The sequence below is a fragment of the Clostridium sp. genome (assembly GCF_016650035.1).
In the GTDB taxonomy this organism is placed as follows: domain Bacteria; phylum Bacillota; class Clostridia; order Clostridiales; family Clostridiaceae; genus Clostridium_AD.
Genome location: NZ_JAENWM010000078.1, coordinates 1 through 19050, shown reverse-complemented (window position 1 = coordinate 19050; position 19050 = coordinate 1). Strand labels below are relative to the sequence as shown.

General features: G+C 31.4%; 18 protein-coding genes and 1 pseudogene. 3 read left to right on the top strand and 16 right to left on the bottom strand.

Translation table 11 applies throughout. The features are described from left to right. From JJD95_RS15720 to JJD95_RS15680, 9 genes and pseudogenes are all read right to left on the bottom strand, one after another. Positions 1-291 (bottom strand): annotated as a pseudogene (locus tag JJD95_RS15720) (hypothetical protein); the annotation flags it as partial. A 1251-nt stretch (positions 292-1542) separates the two neighbouring features. Further along, a complete protein-coding gene (gene asnB / locus JJD95_RS15715; protein WP_291643969.1) occupies positions 1543-3099 on the bottom strand; it encodes an asparagine synthase B in 1557 nt (518 codons plus the stop codon). A 241-nt stretch (positions 3100-3340) separates the two neighbouring features. Further along, positions 3341-4147, bottom strand: a complete 807-nt coding sequence (locus tag JJD95_RS15710; protein ID WP_291643968.1) for a mechanosensitive ion channel domain-containing protein — start codon at positions 4145-4147, stop codon at positions 3341-3343. Positions 4148-4448: 301 nt separating this feature from the next. Next, complete coding sequence (locus tag JJD95_RS15705) at positions 4449-5438, bottom strand: membrane dipeptidase (RefSeq protein WP_291643967.1); 990 nt, start codon at positions 5436-5438, stop codon at positions 4449-4451. A 25-nt stretch (positions 5439-5463) separates the two neighbouring features. Beyond that, positions 5464-6468, bottom strand: a complete 1005-nt coding sequence (locus JJD95_RS15700; RefSeq protein WP_291643966.1) for an ABC transporter ATP-binding protein — start codon at positions 6466-6468, stop codon at positions 5464-5466. Positions 6469-6471: 3 nt separating this feature from the next. Continuing rightward, a complete protein-coding gene (locus tag JJD95_RS15695) occupies positions 6472-7434 on the bottom strand; it encodes an ABC transporter ATP-binding protein (RefSeq protein WP_291643965.1) in 963 nt (320 codons plus the stop codon). Positions 7435-7445: 11 nt separating this feature from the next. Beyond that, positions 7446-8276: an ABC transporter permease gene (locus tag JJD95_RS15690; RefSeq protein WP_291643964.1), complete on the bottom strand. Its 831-nt coding sequence runs from the start codon at positions 8274-8276 to the stop codon at positions 7446-7448. A gap of 2 nt (positions 8277-8278) precedes the next feature. Beyond that, entirely contained in the window at positions 8279-9211 is a 933-nt protein-coding gene (locus JJD95_RS15685) for an ABC transporter permease (RefSeq protein WP_291643963.1), read from the bottom strand. 98 nt (positions 9212-9309) lie between these two features. Next, positions 9310-10911, bottom strand: a complete 1602-nt coding sequence (locus JJD95_RS15680; RefSeq protein ID WP_291643962.1) for an ABC transporter substrate-binding protein — start codon at positions 10909-10911, stop codon at positions 9310-9312. Positions 10912-11294: 383 nt separating this feature from the next. Between JJD95_RS15680 and JJD95_RS15675 the strand changes: the two genes are divergently transcribed. Then, positions 11295-11492: a hypothetical protein gene (locus JJD95_RS15675; RefSeq protein WP_291643961.1), complete on the top strand. Its 198-nt coding sequence runs from the start codon at positions 11295-11297 to the stop codon at positions 11490-11492. 116 nt (positions 11493-11608) lie between these two features. On the opposite strand, the gene JJD95_RS15670 is transcribed toward JJD95_RS15675, so the two are convergent. From JJD95_RS15670 to JJD95_RS15655, 4 genes are all read right to left on the bottom strand, one after another. Then, a complete protein-coding gene (locus tag JJD95_RS15670; RefSeq protein WP_291643960.1) occupies positions 11609-11731 on the bottom strand; it encodes a rhodanese-like domain-containing protein in 123 nt (40 codons plus the stop codon). Between the two features lie 3 nt (positions 11732-11734). Further along, on the bottom strand, positions 11735-12574 hold the full coding sequence (locus JJD95_RS15665) for a sulfurtransferase (RefSeq protein WP_291643959.1): 840 nt from the start codon (positions 12572-12574) through the stop codon (positions 11735-11737). Beyond that, positions 12567-13334, bottom strand: coding sequence for a TVP38/TMEM64 family protein (locus JJD95_RS15660; RefSeq protein WP_291643958.1), 768 nt, complete (start codon positions 13332-13334; stop codon positions 12567-12569). The genes JJD95_RS15665 and JJD95_RS15660 overlap by 8 nt, the downstream gene beginning before the upstream one ends. A 125-nt stretch (positions 13335-13459) precedes the next feature. Continuing rightward, positions 13460-14119 (bottom strand): TVP38/TMEM64 family protein, encoded by a 660-nt coding sequence (locus tag JJD95_RS15655; protein ID WP_291643957.1) that lies wholly within the window; start codon positions 14117-14119, stop codon positions 13460-13462. A 317-nt stretch (positions 14120-14436) separates the two neighbouring features. Here JJD95_RS15655 and JJD95_RS15650 point away from each other — a divergent pair, with 317 nt between their 5' ends. Together JJD95_RS15650 and JJD95_RS15645 are read left to right on the top strand one after the other, a co-directional pair. After that, a complete protein-coding gene (locus tag JJD95_RS15650; protein ID WP_291643956.1) occupies positions 14437-14787 on the top strand; it encodes a RidA family protein in 351 nt (116 codons plus the stop codon). 821 nt (positions 14788-15608) lie between these two features. Beyond that, on the top strand, positions 15609-17024 hold the full coding sequence (locus JJD95_RS15645) for a sodium:alanine symporter family protein (protein WP_291643955.1): 1416 nt from the start codon (positions 15609-15611) through the stop codon (positions 17022-17024). 222 nt (positions 17025-17246) lie between these two features. Here JJD95_RS15645 and JJD95_RS15640 read toward each other — a convergent pair whose 3' ends face one another. The 3 genes from JJD95_RS15640 to JJD95_RS15630 form a co-directional block, all read right to left on the bottom strand. After that, positions 17247-17630 (bottom strand): LPXTG cell wall anchor domain-containing protein, encoded by a 384-nt coding sequence (locus JJD95_RS15640; protein ID WP_291643954.1) that lies wholly within the window; start codon positions 17628-17630, stop codon positions 17247-17249. Further along, entirely contained in the window at positions 17609-17884 is a 276-nt protein-coding gene (locus JJD95_RS15635) for a hypothetical protein (RefSeq protein ID WP_291643953.1), read from the bottom strand. Before JJD95_RS15635 ends, JJD95_RS15640 begins: the two co-directional genes overlap by 22 nt. A 615-nt stretch (positions 17885-18499) precedes the next feature. Continuing rightward, complete coding sequence (locus JJD95_RS15630; protein ID WP_291643952.1) at positions 18500-18925, bottom strand: EAL domain-containing protein; 426 nt, start codon at positions 18923-18925, stop codon at positions 18500-18502. Between the last annotated feature and the right edge of the window lie 125 nt (positions 18926-19050).

Below are 19050 nucleotides of genomic sequence, written 5' to 3'. Positions count from 1 at the left end.
TATTCCACTGAATGCTATTAAAACAGTTCTCCATTGAGAGAGAAGTTCTTTAAGGCTCATTAATGTGCCCATATGTACTAATAACAGGTACATGGAAAGATATACTATCGGTGTTGCAAATGAACCTAGCGAAATAATATCATTCGGTAAAAAAGTCCAAAATCCAATTAAAAACAAAACTGCAGATACAAATACTGAAGGAACAAAAGCTTTTGATTTTATCGAAAAAAATTCACCAGCTGCGAGTACAATTAATATAATTGTGAATGCAGCAATAACACTGTAAGTCATAATAGAAACCTCCTAATTTTTTTTATAATAAAATCTGAAATATTACCATCACTAATATTAGTATTTACAACACTAGAAATAAAAATTCAAATATTAATTTTATGATAATAAGATAGATTTATTAACACGTTAGAATCACCCCTTAGCATTCGAGTTACCCCTGGTGGTACTTGCACGGACTTGGCTGAACTTACTATTTGTATTTACAACACTAGAAACTTCTTTAAACCTTTCAATTTTTAATTGATAAAATTAAGACCTAACCCTAATTATCATACGTTAATATCGCTCTTTCCTATTTTACTGATTATGTCGCTGGAATCCCTCCTAATAAATCTCTGTTTATAATTTATCTATTAATAATATGATAATATATTTGATGTATTATTGCAATATGTTTAAAGATTTTTAATTAAATTTAGCATCTCTATAAAACAATGTCGTTTACATTATTAAAATGTTAAAAACTAAGCTTTATTCGTTGTTTTTTTTGTTAATATCATAATTATAAATAATTTTTTATTCTAATAACTTAACATTTTTTAACAAATACCATAGTTTTTATTTTTTAAATAATAACATTTTTACAATTTATAGTATTGAAATTGTTGGTTTTGTTAGTAAACAGAATTTGTCCACTGCGTTACCAATTTCTGTAACGGGGTCATTTTAACCTCCTGAAAATTGGAATTATTACGTTTAACAGCGTAACATTCCAATGTATATATTAGTTACATGCTAGTTTTTCATTGACAAAATATAAAATTAATCATAATATCTCTTTATTGAGTATAAATATTTCTCAATAATTTACTGATCTTTATATACTTGAAAATCTATCTTAAACTAAGGGGTGTGGATAAATTGATCACAATATTATTTGATCTTGATGGTGCCTTACTTCCTATGGACATGACTTTATTTGAAAAATGTATTTTGAAGAGCTAGCTAAGGATTTTGCAGATATAATGTCACCTAAAGAGTTAGCTAATAACAAATCATCTACTTCACAGGACTGACGACTTCTCCGCCAATAGGATATAACTTGCCATGTTATGGGTGTAGCGGATATGCTTCTGCTAGGTTGGCAGGAGTATTAGTCAGACTCAGTATCCATTTTAGATTGCACCCATGCTGGGCGTACAACAAATAAAAAAAACCTAAGACAAATATTATTTGCCTTAGGTTTTATAAATTTTCTAGTATAGCATATTCGCTACGCTCATAAAGAACACATATTTCTAATGTAAATTAATTTACTGCCCATCGTCCTACTGTTTTTAATATTGAAGGATGAGGGTAGAAAGTTTTAAAAACTCTATAGAAATAAAGTTCTTCTTTTGAACGGATTTCCAGACCCTCTTCATTATAAATTCGAGATACTTCTGTTTTTAGCTCTAAATCAGAAATACATTCATTGAATTTTTCTTCAAGGAATCCTTTAGTTCCGCTTCCTTCAGAGAATTCTTCTTTTTTTCTCCATAATATATCATCGGGAATGTATCCGGTACCGTCGAAGGCGGTGCGGAGAAGCCATTTCTCTGATATAATATCATCCTTTTGTTTAGGCATTTTCCATTTTGCTGGTATATGCAGTACATATTTTATCAGTTCTTCGTCTAGAAAAGGGACACGTCCTTCAATAGAATTCGCCATACTTAATCGATCTAAACGTTGTAAATTAATATTATGAATAGATCCGAGCACCCTTACTAGTTCACGTTTTAATTCTAGTTCATCACTGATATCTTCCAAATAGGCATAGCCACTAAAAATTTCATCAGCACCTTCACCAGAAAGTATAACTTTTACATGTTCAGCCGCAAGTTTAGATACAAAGTAAGTTGGAATAGCGCTTCTCACAAGAGAAGGGTCAAATGATTCCAAATTATAGATTACTTTTGGAATTGCCTCCAAAATATCCTGTTCCGTATAGATATATTCATAATGGTCTGTTCCCAGATGTTTTGCTACATGCCTCGCAGCAGTCAAGTCAGGACTTCCTTTAATACCTATACAAAAGGACTTTATTGGACCATCACCTTGATAGTATTTGCTAGCGATGGCAGCAATTAAACTGCTGTCTAATCCACCACTAAGTAATACTCCCAGAGGCACATCAGACATTAGACGTTTTTTGACAGCTTTCTCAACAAGCCGTCTAATAACTTTAAGCGTTTCATCTAAAGGATATTGCTCACAAAAGGATATTTGGTCATTAATTGTCTTCACAGTTCTATAAGGAACAAACCCGTCTTCTAGCGTAAAATAGTTTCCTGGTGGGAATTCAATGACTTCATCTACGATTCCGTATAAACATTTTAATTCTGAAGCAAAATAGTATTTTCCGTTTTTCTGTCCGTAATAGAGAGGTTTAATACCCAAAGGGTCTCTGGCTGCAAATACCGATGGTTGACCACTTCGGGAATCTGAAATAATAAAGGCAAACATCCCATCTAAATAATCTATACAATTTTTTCCGTATTCTTCATATAAATGCAGTGCAACTTCGCTATCTGAATTATGGAGAAATTGGTGTTGCTGAAGATGTTCTTTTTTTAATTGCTTGTAATTATATATTTCTCCATTACAAATAATCCATGCATTATCTGATTCATTTGGAATAGGTTGGATCCCATCTTCGGGGCTGATAATAGAAAGACGTTTATGCCCTAGTAAGCATTGAGGTGTTCTTTTTATATCAGATTCATCAGGACCTCTATGTTCCATAAGGTTCAACATCTTTTTCATTAATGGTTCCTCGTCGTTATCAAAGGATTTCCCAATTATAGCTGCGATACCACACATTTATTAAATCACTCCTACATTTTGTAATTTTTAGCGCATCAATCGTAGCACTTACTTATAGTTTAATTGAATAGCACAAAAATGACAATCTTCATATACTTTGATTGACAATGCTTACACAAGCTCAGTCGTGTTGAAAATTATATTAAAGCCATTTGAATAGAAATACTTCGTATTTCAGTAGCAAACAGCAAGAACTCTTACCTGGTTTATTTTCAGAAGCAAATACATACTTACATTATCATATTTTACTTATGGTTTTATTAATGTGCACATCCATTTGAGGATATGGTATTGATATGTTTTTCTCATCAAAACCTTTTTTAACCATTTCAATGATATCATAATATACTGTCCAATAATCTATTGTATTAACCCATACTTTAACTGTATATACTACAGCACTGTCCCCATGTTCCGACATTCTTATAAATGGTTCAGGCTCTCTTAATATTTTAGGATGATTATCAACAACTTCTTTTAAAGCCTGTATAACCTTAACATTGTCAGCATCATATCCAACACTAAAAGCAAAGTCTACTCTGCGAGTATCATTTACTGAATAGTTAACTATACTAGCATTTGAAAGGCCTCCATTTGGTATAAAAATAACCTTATTATCAGGGGTAATTAATTCTGTATTAAGAATTTGCATATGCTTAACAGTTCCTTGGTATCCATTAGCCTCTATATAATCTCCAGCTTTGAATGGCTTTAGAAACAATAGAAGTATTCCCCCCGCAAAATTTGATAATGAACCTTGAAGGGCTAATCCAAGCGCGAAGCCTAATGCTGCTAGTGCCGCAACTATAGAACTAGTATCAATCCCTAAAATATTAATAATAGATATAACCAAAAACCCTTTTAATGTTATATTTACTGAAGATAAAATAAATGGTTTTAAACTATTATCAATGGAGGATTTCTTCATGTAGTTACTTAAGTGACTAACTATCCACTTAATAACCATTAGTCCAATTATAAGTGTCACTATAGCAAATGCTATGCTTTTAATAACAGGGAAACTCAAATTAATTATATTGTTCATACAACTACTCCTTTCGCTTATAGTACATAAATTATTAGATTTTCGACATATTATATCACGGACAGACATTTACTGCAATTACAAGAAACAATTGGTAGTGATCTTCCCATTTAAGGTCCTACTGACCTATGGAGGTAGTCAAACACTTGTAAGTTGCTTCTCAGTAGTATACGAAACTTTCGGAATTCAAACAAATAAACCCTACATCCGTCTAATTGGCCGATGTAGAGTATCTAACTATCTTATAAATTGATACCTCGTATTATAGTGCAGCTCTACCCAAGTTCTAATTCTACTACTTCTATTTTAGAATCTCATTTAATACTCGAATCAAATTACCACCTGCAATTTTACTTATATCCTCTAATTTATGCCCTCTTTCCAATAATAGTTGGATGACATCACTAATATTATCTGCACTTTCTAGGCCATTAACTGCATAATCTCCAAAGTACATGTTAAAATCAAATCCAAATGCAACATGGTCATATCCTACAAGATTAACCATGTATTCAATATGTTGTATGAAGTCATGAACAGTTTCTGTAAAGTCCTCATCTTGATGAGGACTGTTTGTAGAAGGGTCACATACTTTGGCGAAATATGACAGTGCTCCTATAACTCCACCACCGTTTGCTATTGCTTTCATTTGTTCATCTGTAAGATTCCTTCTATGGTTATATAATGCTTTTGAATTTGAATGAGATGCTATGGTCAGGTTTTTATTATATTTTAGGACATCCCAGAATCCTGGTTCATTTAAATGAGAAACATCTACTATAATCCCTAACTCATTCATCTTTTCAATTGCTAATTTACCCATTTCTGTTAGCCCGCCTTCATCGCAATCTGCACCATTTGCTAAAGAGTTAGCATAATTCCATGTTAGCATACCAGAACGCAATCCAAGTTCATAGTATATATTTAGAAGGTTTACTGTATCATTCAAAGAACTAAAGCCTTCGATTGAAAGGATAACACCCAATTTCCCGGTGTCTAAAACAGAGGCTAAATCTTTTTTATCTTTGATTATTATTACATCTTTATTTTCATATGTAGCATTAATCATTTTTTCGATTTGAAGTAATGTTTCATTTACAGAAAACTCTTTGATTGTTTTTGTAAATACATTTGCGAAAATTATATTAACACCTGTTCTCTTTAATTGAGGGTAATGGAAATTCATAAATACATTTGTTTTGCCATGTAATTCTTTTAAATATACATCACGTGGAATGTCAGTGTGTCCATCTATTATTGTCATATCTTTGATTATATCGTGTATATCCACATTTTCACCTCGCAATCATTTTATTTCACCTTTTATTGTCAGTGTACAAGTTGAAATCTATTTCATTTACGAAATGGCAGAAAACATGATGGTCCTTAGCAATTTCAGTCATTATAGGAACTTTATTGACGCATATTTCCTTTGCAAAAGGACATCTTCTGTTTAATCTACATCCCGTAGGTGTATTAATCATGCTTTCTATTTCCCCACTTAGTTCAAATTTCACTCTATTATCTGAATCTATAGAGATGGTAGGAGACGAATCCATTAGGGCACGTGTATATGGATGACGTGGTCTATGGTAGACTTCTTCTGCTGGACCTATCTCCATTAATCCACCTAAATACATGACACCTATGCGATCACTTATGTATCTCACTATATTTAAATCATGTGTAATAAATAGATAGGTTAAACCTTCCTTTTCTTGCAAATCTAATAGTAAGTTAAGTATTTGAGCTTGAACCGATATATCAAGGGCTGAAGTTGGTTCGTCTAAAATGATAAATTCAGGTTTTAGAATGATTGCTCTTGCTATGGCAACGCGTTGCTGCTGTCCACCACTCAGTTGACTAGGGTAACGATCGCCAAAATCTAAGCCTAGTTCTACTTTTATTAGGATTTCATCTATTAATTTATTCATGGTATTCTTAGGATATTTATATACCTCTAATGATCTTCTTAATATCTGTCTTATTGTTTTTCTAGGGTTAAGACTAGATGCCGGATCTTGAAAAACCATATTTGTATTCTTTTTGAAATTTTTTAGGTCTTTCCCTTTTAATTTCGAAATATCTTTTCCATCAAATAATATGCTATCCTCTTTAATAGCTGAAAGTTTAAGGATAGCTCTTGCTAATGTTGATTTCCCACTGCCTGATTCTCCTACAAGACCAACAGTTTCCTTTTCTCTAATATTAAAACTTACGTCATCTACAGCTTTTATATATCTAACAGATTTCTTTATTATTCCCTTTTTTATACTAAAGTACCTTTTCAAGTTTTTTATCTCAACTAAATTTCGTGGCATAAGTTATACCTCCAATAAATGACATGCACAATAATGCTCATCAGAGTAATTTTTTAATGTTGGTGTTACTTTTGTACAAATTTCCATTGCAGACGGACATCTATTGGCAAATCTACATCCTGCTGGTGGATCAATTAGATTTGGTACCATTCCTTGGATAGTGACTAAACGTCCTTCTTTCTTACTAATGGTAGGTAATGCCTTCATCAATAGTTTGGTATATGGGTGTAGTGTTTCTTTAAAAATATCTGACAAGCTTCCCATTTCAACTAGATTTCCAGCATACATAACACCAACTCTATCTGCTGTTTCTGCTACTACGCCAAAATCATGTGTTATTAATAGGACTGAAGTGTTATGTTCGTTTTTTAATCTTTTAATTATTTTTAATATTTGGGCTTGTATTGTTACGTCAAGAGCTGTTGTAGGTTCATCTGCAACTAGTAAAAGTGGTTTTCTTGAAATCATCATACTAATCATCGCTCTCTGTCTCATGCCACCACTAAGTTCAAATGGATAACTTTTAATTCTTTCTTTTGCATCTGGTATTCTAACATCTTCAAATATTTTGATTACCTCTTCCAATGCTTGTTCTTTTGGAATATTATCCAATAGTAGTGATTCTAAAACTTGCTTACCTACTGTCATAACAGGATTTAATGAGTCTAAAGGATTTTGAAAAATCATTGCAATTTCTTTGCCTCTAAAATCAAACATTTCTTTTTCTGTCATTTTCAATACATCTTGGCCGTTAAAATTAATACTACCATTAGTAATTATTCCATTTTTAGCCAATAGTCGCATTAAAGAAAAGGCAATGGTACTTTTGCCAGATCCTGATTCTCCAACTAGGGCAAATATTTCTTTTTCTTTTATCTTAAAATTTATATTTTCAACGGCCTTTACTGTTCCATTACTCGTTTTAAAATCTATTGATAAATTTTTTACATCTAATAACGCACTCATTTATTTCCTCCTTAATCATTAAATTTAGGATCAAGCAATTCTTTTAAGCCTTCACCTAAAATGTTATATCCCAATACAACATATAGAAGGGAAAGTCCTGGTGCTATTGATATCCAAGGTGCTATTTTTATTAAATTAACACCTTCTGACAGAATAATGCCCCAGTCTGGAGCTGGCGGTTGAGCTCCTAATCCTAAAAATCCTAATGAAGATGTAGAAAGCACTGCTGTTGGTAGTGTAAGTGTTACTAGTATTATTATTTGGTTTATTGTATTTGGCAATATATATTTGGTAATAATATTGAAATCTGATTCTCCCAAAACTCTTGCTGCATCTATAAAAGGTTGATTTTTAAGTGTTTGTGTTTTTGCACTGATAATTTTTGTATATTGTGCCCAGCCTACAAAAGCAATAGCGATAATTACGTTGGTTAAACTTGGACCTAAAATTGTTACTATGGCTAATGACATTACAATAGCTGGCATTGACCATGTAATATCTGTAATAAACGAAATAAATTTACTAATTTTTCCACCATAATATCCGGCTAATAATCCAAGTGTTACACCGACGACTAATTGGATGGCAGTTACGATAAATCCAACTTGCAATACTATTCTTGTTCCAAAAATGATCCTGCTGAAAATGCATCGACCGTAAATGTCAGTTCCAAAATAATATTTCAAACTTGGCGGTTGAAGTTTATCAAGAATATGAATTTCATCATAAGGATAAGGTGCTATAAAATCTGCAAAGACTGCACAAATAATCACACTTAAAGAAATAGTTAGCCCGAGAATAAAATTTTTGTTTTTAAGAAGCTTTTTTATCTTATTATTCATTGTTACACACCTTCCATATCCTTTCTTATTCTAGGATCCAAGTAAGCAATAATTACATCACCCAATGTATTTGATATTACCGTTAACAAGGTTATTATCATTACTATACCTTGGACTACTGGATAATCTTGTTTGGTAATAGATGTCCAAAGTAAATATCCCATGCCAGGATATGCAAATATTTTTTCTACAATTACAGAGCCACCAATTATCCAAGGAATTGACAAGAAAAACATAACAGTTGTTGGTATAAGTGCATTTCTAAGAACATGTCTAATTAATATTGTCTTTTTTCGTAATCCTTTAGCATATGCTGTAACAACATATTTCTCATTTAATATATCAACTATTTCTGAACGAGTTATTCTAATTCCAGAAGCAATTTGTGTTAATAAAATGGTTGCAACAGGTAAAACTAATGAAATCGGCCCTTCAAATCCCGATATTGGAAAAATCGGAAACTTTATAGCAAATAATAATATTAATAGTATTCCTAACCAAAACTGTGGAGTTGACCAAAAAATTATTGTTGTATAAACTGTAACTTTATCAAAAAATGAATTCTTTTTAACTGCTGCTAGTAGTGCAATAGGGATGGCTAAAATGTATTGTAAAAGCACAGCAATTCCCGATAACATTAATGTATATTTAAATCTAGACATAATTAGATCACTAACTGGTTGACTAGCTAAAATCGATATGCCAAAATCTCCTCTAAGCGCATTAAATAGCCATTTAAAATACTGGATATAAATAGGCTTGTCTAAACCAAATTTGATTCTTAATTCTAATATTTTTTGTGGATCGGCTCTATCTCCAGCGATTAACTGAATAGGATCACCTGGCATGCTATGCATGATGATAAATAATAATATGCTAAGAGTAATTAATACAAGTACACCTATCATTAATCTCCTAATAATATAATCCAGCAAAAAATCATCTCCTATTATTGAATTTTTTTCCGTACAATTTAAAGAAAAGGGAAAATATTATTAAAGATAAATTCAATAATATTTTCCGATTCTATTTATTATTTTATAAGTTTTTTGACATCCATAAATCTAAAATTACCTTGAGGGTCTAATTCTAATCCTTCAATTTCAACTCTACTTGCACTATACCATTTATCATAGAATAAGCTGATAGCCGGCATTTGTTCATACATTAGATCTGTAACTTTTTCAAAACTTACCATTCTCTTATCTAAGTTTGAGATATACATTGAATCATTGATTAATTTATCTAATTTTTCATTTGCATAATATTTAGAATCAGTTGTGAAACTAAATACGTGCATTGGATCTGCCCATTGTACTGATCTTGTTGATAATTGGAAGTCACCGTCTTTTGTACTATCCTTTACATATGAATGTTCAAGTTCTCTTATTTGTAAATCAATACCTATTTCTTTCAATTCCTTTTGTATTACTGGTGCAGATGCTTTAATTGAGAGAACATCCATAGCAGTTAATAACTCTATCGTCATGTCTTTGCCATCCTTTTCTCTTATGCCATCATTATTTTGATCAATCCATCCGGCTTCTTCTAACAATGCATTGGCTCTTTCTTTATCAGTAGACCATTTATCCTTCATTTCTTTTTCTTTTTCAGCGCTAAAACTTGTAACCGAAGGGGACATGAATGTATAACTAGGAGTAACATAGTTATCTAGAGCTAATGCTATTTCATCTCTATCAATTCCAAGTGCTATTGCTTGTCTTACTTTAATATCGCTAAGAATTGGATCTTTCGTATTCATATATATTAAAGACCCACCTGGTTGCATTGCTTCATATAGTTTGATGTCTGGATTTTCTTTTAGTGTTTTAATGTTTTCTAATGGAACAAAATCTATAATATCTACATTTCCTTGTTCTAATTCACTAACTAGAGTAAAAGGGTCAGGAATAAATCTTACAGTGATGTTGTCAAATTGCAAAGGACCTTTATTTTCAGTTTCAGGACTAAAATTCTTATAAGTAAGGTTCGGTTTTAATGTAACATGAGAACCTTGTACCCATTCTTCTACATAAGCAGGACCATAAGTTACTGCTTTAGTTTTAAATGCATCATTTCCAGCCTCTTTAGCTGCAGCCGCATCTACGATACCTGATTGGATAGATGATAGAACAGTAAATAATACAGGATCTGGTTGACTAAGTACAAACTCAATAGTTTTTTCATCTAATACATTGTACTCTTTGATATTTACATAATCAGCAGCATAAGCCCCAACTTCCAAATTTCTCTCAAATGAAGCCTTTACAGTTTCTGCATTTAAAGGATCACCGTTTGAGAATTCTGCACCTTCTGGAAGTATGAATGTCCATGTTAAACCATCCTCTGAAACAGTGTATGATTCTACAATATCAGGAGCATATGATTTACCATCTAGAGTAACATCAAAAAGCAAACCATATAATAATATATGTGCTAAGTTACTTGTTGAAATGGTTTGAGTATCTGTACCTTCTAGTTCATTTGATATGGCGATAACCAAGTCTTTCGAATATTTTTCATCTCCAACTTTTGGTGTCTCCGTCACTTCTTTCTTTGGACTGCATGCGGCTAGTGTAAAACTTAACACTAACATTAAAGCAAATAAGGTTGTAAACTTTTTAGTTTTCTTCACTTTATTATCCCCCTTCTTAATTTATTTATGATTCCTAGGCAAAAACTGGTGTCAGTATAACTCGATATTCCATGATTATGATATTTGATTTTATATTTCTTTCATTTTACTTTATTTTTTACTATTCGTCAATTATTTTATGAAGTATTCGTTTAAATGAAATTCATTTTTTGTAATAGTTAGAAAGGGTTTATATGTGAACACAATAGAAAATTTGTTCACATGGGTCGGGGGCTCTCCGGGGGCTTGCTGCTCTTGCTAATGATACATAAGAAGCTAATTATAATATGTAATGAAATTGTAATACTTCTGTAATCTCTAAAATTAGAATAAGTAGTACTATAAATGTATAGATAAATTAATATATAATTTAGGAGGGTGAAATGTTTAAAATATTTTTTGGAATTAATACTCTAATTACAATAATTGCATTAATCTTTTGGATTATCGGCATAAGGTCTTTTAAAAATGATAAATATGATAATAAAGGTATTAAATATATACTGTTAGGTACCAATATTACAGGGATATGTATCATTATAACTAGCATACTTTTCTTACCAATTTTCTTTCCAGTGTAAAAATGGATGTGTCCCTATATAATACCGAGAGATTACAAAAAGATTAAACGGCCTTAGCCCAATGAATTTTAGGGCTATAGCCGTTTAAGTCAATTTTTACTACGCTTGCTAATTAATTATTTTTCCATAGGCATACTTGCGTCTCCGCTCCATTCATATAATGAACCTTCATAATTTCTAACTTTTTCAAAGCCAACGGCTCTGAGGATCATGGATGCATATCCAGATCTTATACCCATAGTTCAGTAAACGACAAAATCATCTTGTGGTTTAACACCAACTGAAGCCATTAAATCATTTATCTCTTTAGGAGACTTTGGAGTACCATTCTTATTTAAAAGATCTGTCCATTCCAAATTTATAGCTCCTTTGATATGTCCACCTCTAGGCTCTCCAGCTTTTTGAGATCCTTTATACTCACCCGCTGATCTTACATCGATAATAACTTGTTTATCTAGGTTACTATAAACATAGTCTTTTGTTGCTGCATAGCTCTTATCATAATCTTTTATTACTACTCCTGTAGTAGGATTTGGTTTCGAAGAAGCTTCATCAGTTACATCATTCCCAAGTTCTTTCCAATATGTAAGACCACCCACTAACATTTTAACATTATTAAAACCTGCCATTTTCAACTGCCAAACAGCTCTGCCATCTGCACCCGGACCTTTGAATACATCGGAGTAGCAAACTATAGTTTTTTTATTATCAATACCTAGAGATTCTAATTTTGCTTTTAACTCTTCTGGTTTGAGTATTATTCCCCAATTAGCATCACCTATTTTCCCATCCTTACTTGAAAAACCTTGAATACCAACTCCTAATGCACCTTTTATATGCCCTTTTTCATAAATATCAGGCGTATTACAATCTAATAATACTAAATTTTCACTCCCCATTAGTTTATTCACTTCTTGAGGTGTAATTAAAAAATCATTGTTTTGGTATGCAGTAATATCAAATTCTTTATTTTGATTGCTTGCATCACTTTTCTCATTATTATTAGAACAAGCAGATACAACTGTTACTAATATTAATAACATTAATACTACATACACTTTTTTAAATTTACCCTTAATCAATATTTTCGCCCCCCCTATTTTTTTTATCTTTCCATACCTTATTCAATAAAGCGATTAATGTAGTTACTGCGAATAGTAAAAGAAGACCAATTGCAAATGTTTTTACTGTCCCAGTTAACATGCCACCTATATATGAATATATGATTGTAGCAGGTAGTTGTCCTATACCTGTGGCTATAAAAAACGGCCAGAAATTCATAGACGTTAATCCAGCACCATAGCTAACTATATCAAATGATATAAACGGTAATAATCTTGAAATTAAAATTGCATATTTACCATAGGATTTAAAAAATCCATCAACTTTCTCTATAACTGATATTGATGTAAGCTTTGCCACTGCATCTCTACCTAATAATCTAGCAATGAAAAAACATATTGTAGCTCCTGCCATAGCACTTGTCCATGATAATAATGCTCCGTTAATCCAGCCGAAAATACCAGCATTAGCAAAAGTTATAATAAATGCGGGAATTGGTGCAATTACAGATTGTAATATCATTAATAAAAACGAAACAATTGGAGCCCATACACCAAAACCAAGAATATACCCTCTTGCCATTCCCACATCTACATTTTTCAATATAAATACAGCTTGATTTACATTGATTCTTATCGGGGGTACAAAGAGATACAAAATTGATATAATTAATATGAATAAGATTTTGCCTTGATTGCGTTTAAATATTTTAATACGTAACACCCCCTTTGATAAATCTACCTGTTTTTGTATTATTATCATTACTAATTTCTGCATCATATTACAATATTATTCTATCATCATTGATTCTTTGCATCCAATAGTTTATATCAATTGAAGTGTGATTAACTATATGAATTCCTATTAGCTATAGTACTTTGTTATATCTTATTATTTTCATGAAATCATTTATTAATAACCTCCGAAATTCTCTTTTTTAAAGAATAGGATATCACAAGCAGTCCTACTAAAAGAGCTATAGACACATAAAAACTATTAGATGCAGTCTGGGCTGATTTATCTCCAATATTTATAAAAACAAATATGCCAGGTATTATCCCTAAAATTGTAGCTAAAGCAAAGTCTTTAAATTTTACCACTGAGAAACCTGCCGCATAACTAATAACATCGAAGGGAAAAAGAGGAATAAGTCTTAATGCAAATACTAATCCAAAGCCCTTATTCTTAATAGCATTTTCTAAATTTGACATGTCTTTTCTAATGAATTTACTGAAAACCTTATGGCCTAAGGTTCTGGCCAAGAAAAAAGATAATCCACCTCCAAGCATGGCGCCGATCATTGTGTAAATAAAACCCCCAACCATTCCAAAACACATACCTCCGGCAATGGCAAGAATTGAATCCGGAAAAAATGTAAGAGGTACAAGAGCAAATAAAATTATATAAATTACTGGTGAGAACATTCCATAACATTCAACAAAAACCTTTATATTTTCAGGGGTACATTGGCGTAGCATTTTCATATTGCAAAGGAAACATGTTACAATTGCAATTATTATTAAAAAAAGTATTACCTTTATAATATTTATTAGCTTTTTACTCATACAAATCTCCTTATAGCATTAATTTTTTCATATTTGTCCCCTTTATACTCATGTATAAACATACACCAAACTTTTTTAAGTTTATACTAAGATACTCAATATAACAAATAGTTATTTTGTATAGAATTCAAGTTAACTATAGAAATATCAAATGATCAACTTGTTTTAGTGGCTTTTTTAAAATTAGCACTGTTTTTTATTAAAGATATACTATATAATACTCTGATAAACCACTGTCCTTATATTGAAATTATGATGTTTTCATGTATAATATAAAGAGTATGTGAAAATTGAAATATAGAAGGAGTATGATAAATATGCAGATTAAACGATATGAAGGAACCGGACGTATGAGCCGTGCTGTTGTACATAATAATACAATTTATTTATGTGGCCAAACTTGTGGAGATGCTAATGCTGATATTAAGGAACAAACAAAAATTGTATTAGCTAAAGTTGAAGAATTATTAGCTAAATATGATTCAGACAAAAGACATATTTTATCTGTAACAATTTACATTAAAGACATGTCTCTTTTCAAAGATATGAATGAAATTTGGGATGCTTGGGTTGAAGAAGGATTTAAACCAGCTAGAGCTTGTGTTGAGGCAAAAATGGCTAGAGAAGATTTGTTAGTTGAAATGTCTGTAATTGCAGCTGTTAAATAATTTTTTTCAGATACCGAAAAAAATATATATGGCATTTAATAAGGAGATGACTAGAAGTCATCTCCTTTTCTATATAATACTTCAAATATTTTTAAATAAAAAAACACTAAACCTTAAAGGGTAAAAAAATATCCCTTAATGCTTAATGTTCTATACATCTCATCTCTTTCAAATTAGTGTATCTTATAATAGACCAGCTATCACTGATATACAAGCTACTATTACTATTAAACAGAATGCAATACACACTAAGCCCCAAATAAGTTTTCCCATTACTTGTATGCCTCCATATAATTAATAAATATAAACAAATGTATTACTTTTTATATTATATTAATGAAGTCATGAAGTAGTTCATTATATTACTTGAATAATTTCAATCTCATCTTTTAATAGAAACAATGCCCATTTTTTTGATGGTGTTTCATTTTTTTATATCCAAATCTTTCTAAATATTCTGTAACATGATCATTGACAGGCTGGGCGAAAGCTATCAATATTTGTCTATTTATGATATTATATAAGATAGATGGAATTTGTGGTTTAAATCTTTAGGATATACTTAAGTTGTACATTTGTGGATATTATAATGAAATAAGATTTTCGAGAAAAATACATAAACAAGCCGTAATTAATATAGCCCTTTACTTTTGATATTCCAACCAAAGCAAAGGGTTATATCTAATTTAATAAAAAAAAACACCAATGCGCTAAAATAAGTGTTTAGGTGTTCGTTGATTTTTGCAATGACATCGGATTATATGGGAACTAACTATAAAATTTTTAGATAATATCATGAAATTAAATAAGGAGGAATGTAAATGGATTCATTTGTAAATATAGTCAATCAAATTGGTGGATGGATATGGGGTATACCACTCATTGTTTTATTGTTTGGAACTCATCTATTCTTAACTTTTAGACTTAAATTTATTCAACGGTATATATTTAAAGCTATAAAATTATCAGTAACAAAAGATGACTATGGTCGTCAGGAGGGGGATGTAAGCCAATTTAGTGCGTTAACAACAGCACTTGCAGCTACTATTGGAACTGGAAACATAATTGGTGTGGCAACAGCAATTGGTATTGGCGGACCCGGTGCAGTCCTTTGGGTCTGGTTAACAGGTATTTTTGGAATAGCTACAAAATATTCCGAGGCGTTGCTATCTGTTAAGTATCGTGTTAAAACAGAAGATGGTACAATGGCTGGTGGTCCTATGTATGTTTTAGAGCATGGACTTAAGTCAAAATGGGGTGGAGTAGCCTTTGCATTATTTACAAGTATTGCAGCATTTGGTATTGGATGCATGGTACAAGCTAACTCCGTATCTTCAATGGTATATGAAACCTTTAATGTTCCAACTTGGATTACAGGAATTGTAATAGCTGTATTAGTAGCAATTGTTATATTGGGTGGTATAAAGAAAATAGCTAAGGTTTGTGAAATCCTAGTTCCATTCATGGCCATATTCTATATTATTGGACTTCTTATACTTCTTGTAATCGGATATAAAACTGTTGGAAGCACAATAGCGCTAATATTTAGGGATGCCTTCTCACCTCAGGCCGCAACTGGTGGATTTGCTGGAGCAGGAGTTATGATGGCAATGAGATTTGGTATTTCCAGGGGCCTTTTTTCAAATGAATCAGGTCTTGGTAGTGCACCAATAGTTGCAGCTGCTGCACAAACAAGAAACCCAGTTAAGCAAGCATTGGTTTCAGCAACAGGCACCTTTTGGGATACAGTTGTTGTGGCTGCATTGACGGGCATAGTTATTGTAAATTCAGGTTTTTGGCAAAAGGGTCTAGAGGGTGCGGCACTTACTAAAGCAGCATTTTCAGCAATACCTGTTGTAGGACCAATAATGTTAACAATAGGACTTATTACATTTGTGTTTTCAACTATACTTGGTTGGTCATATTATGGAGAAAAATCAATTGAATACTTACTTGGCAAAAAAGCTATTGTGCCATATAGAATATTTTGGATCATATTTATTTATATTGGGTCAGTGTTCTCACTCTCTCTGGTTTGGGGACTCGCAGATATATTTAATGCATTAATGGCAATTCCAAATCTAATTGCCTTACTTATACTAAGTCCTGTAATTGTAAGTGAAACTAAGAAATATTTATGGAATGATAATATAGAAGCAATTGATAGTGAGCCAACAAGAGAAATTGATGAAAATGGAAAAATCATTAATGAAAAGGAAAGAAATCTTCCAATGTAATAGAATCCAAATTATTGGGGAGATATAGTACTACAATGTACTTGTCAATGAAATTTCTACCGGTTCCTCTTTGTTGAAATTTATATAAATTTAAGTAGAGACATCATGATATGCTTTATTCTTAATACCCTTTAATTAAATATAAAAGTACCTACAGCCAACACTTTAAAAAAGTTTTGACTGTAGGTACCTTTTGAATCGTTTCATTTTAGGACATTTCTTTTATTGATTTATTTTTTTCCTTCTAACCATTAATGCTCCGAAACCTGTAAGCATTAATACTCCACCTAATATTAAAAGTGTCATCATATCAAAGGGGCTACCTGTCTTTGGAATAGATGAACTGTTTTGGGATTGATCTATGGATAATATTTGGAAACTACTAAATTTATCAATAGTAATTTCAATTCCAATAGGATCCCCATTTTCATAAACTATAGTCCCGTTCTTTATTTCTTTTGTTCCATCTGTATGTTCAATATAAACTTTTAAGGAATCAAGAAAAGCATTTTTATTTTCTGTAGGTATAGTCATACCTGTAAAGGGAATTACTAGTTTTGTTTTGAAATCAGAATAGTTTGTTTCTATAGTATATTTAGGATGCATGATGATGTCGTAAAATCAGTCAAACCCTCTGTGGTTGACATATACACCTTGTAATTTGTAGCATCAGCAACAAATGGTATCTCTACTCTAGCAGAAATATCATAAGGCGTAACCTTAAATGCTATATTCCCCGTTACATCACCACTCACCGCATTTACAGGCAAATTTGCCCTAGGGAATGTTCCTAGTATAATTGTAACTGCTATCATCATGGCTAGTATTCTTTTTTTTCCATAAACTTTAATCTTTCTCATTTTAAAATCCCCCCCGTTAAATAGATAGTGTTAACACTATCTTTATCTTATTTATATAAATCTTTGCGATATTATCTGTAAACCAAAACCTTATGTAATAATCATATCATAAATAACCAATAAATTTTACCAATGTAAAAATTAGCTAATTTTTTGACAAAATTGGTATTTGAAACTATTTTCTATTTTCACCTAACCTGAAATATTTCGTTCCTTTTCTTTAATGCTTTTTCAAAATGAAACAAGCATTACCAACTGGGTTAAAAATCTTCATGCCAGTGAGTTACTTTCAACCTGTATAGGCTGCACTATAGATAGCCTCGCGGCTCAAAACACTGGAAAACTATTTATAAAACTAGAACCTGCACAGAACATATAAATAATCGTATTCTATATGATTATAGTGATACTGGATCATTTAAAGCAAAAGATAACCGTAGTGGTGCTGAAAATGCGTTACTTAGATTTAAAAAAGAAAATGCTAGATTAGAGATGGAAGATGCAACCACTTATGAAAACATATTTTCGGAATAAATATATAAAAATATAGAGAATTTGGATTAAAATCTCCATATTCTCTATTCATAACTTTCTATAAAAAGGACTTTTTGCTCATTATATATAATTATTCATATCAAAAGCATCATAATACTTTGCAAATTCCTCGGGGAGTAATGGCTTGCTAAAATAATAGCCTTGAATCATATCACATCCCAATTCTTTTAAAACTCCAAACTGTTCCTTTGTTTCAACTCCTTCTGCAATAATCATTCCACCCATTTCATGAATAAATTCAATAATATGTTTAACTAACACCTTAATTTCTACTTCATTTAACCGATCTATAAAATATTTATCTATTTTAATGATATCAAACGAGATTTCTGAAATAGACATAAGTGAATTATAACCTGTCCCAAAATCATCTATTAAAATTTTGTAGCCCTTAGCTCTTAAATCTAATAAAATATCCCTAAGCTTCTTCCCATTATTCAAAAACACTCTTTCTGTTATTTCAATGCCTATAGTGTTGAACGTCAAATTATAACTAATTGAAAAGTCATTTTATTTCTATTATTAGTAGGTGATTTACGTCAGATTACCTCTAAGAAATCAATTTATAAATAAGAAAACATCATTTTATTAGTATAATTTGTTTTAGCCAG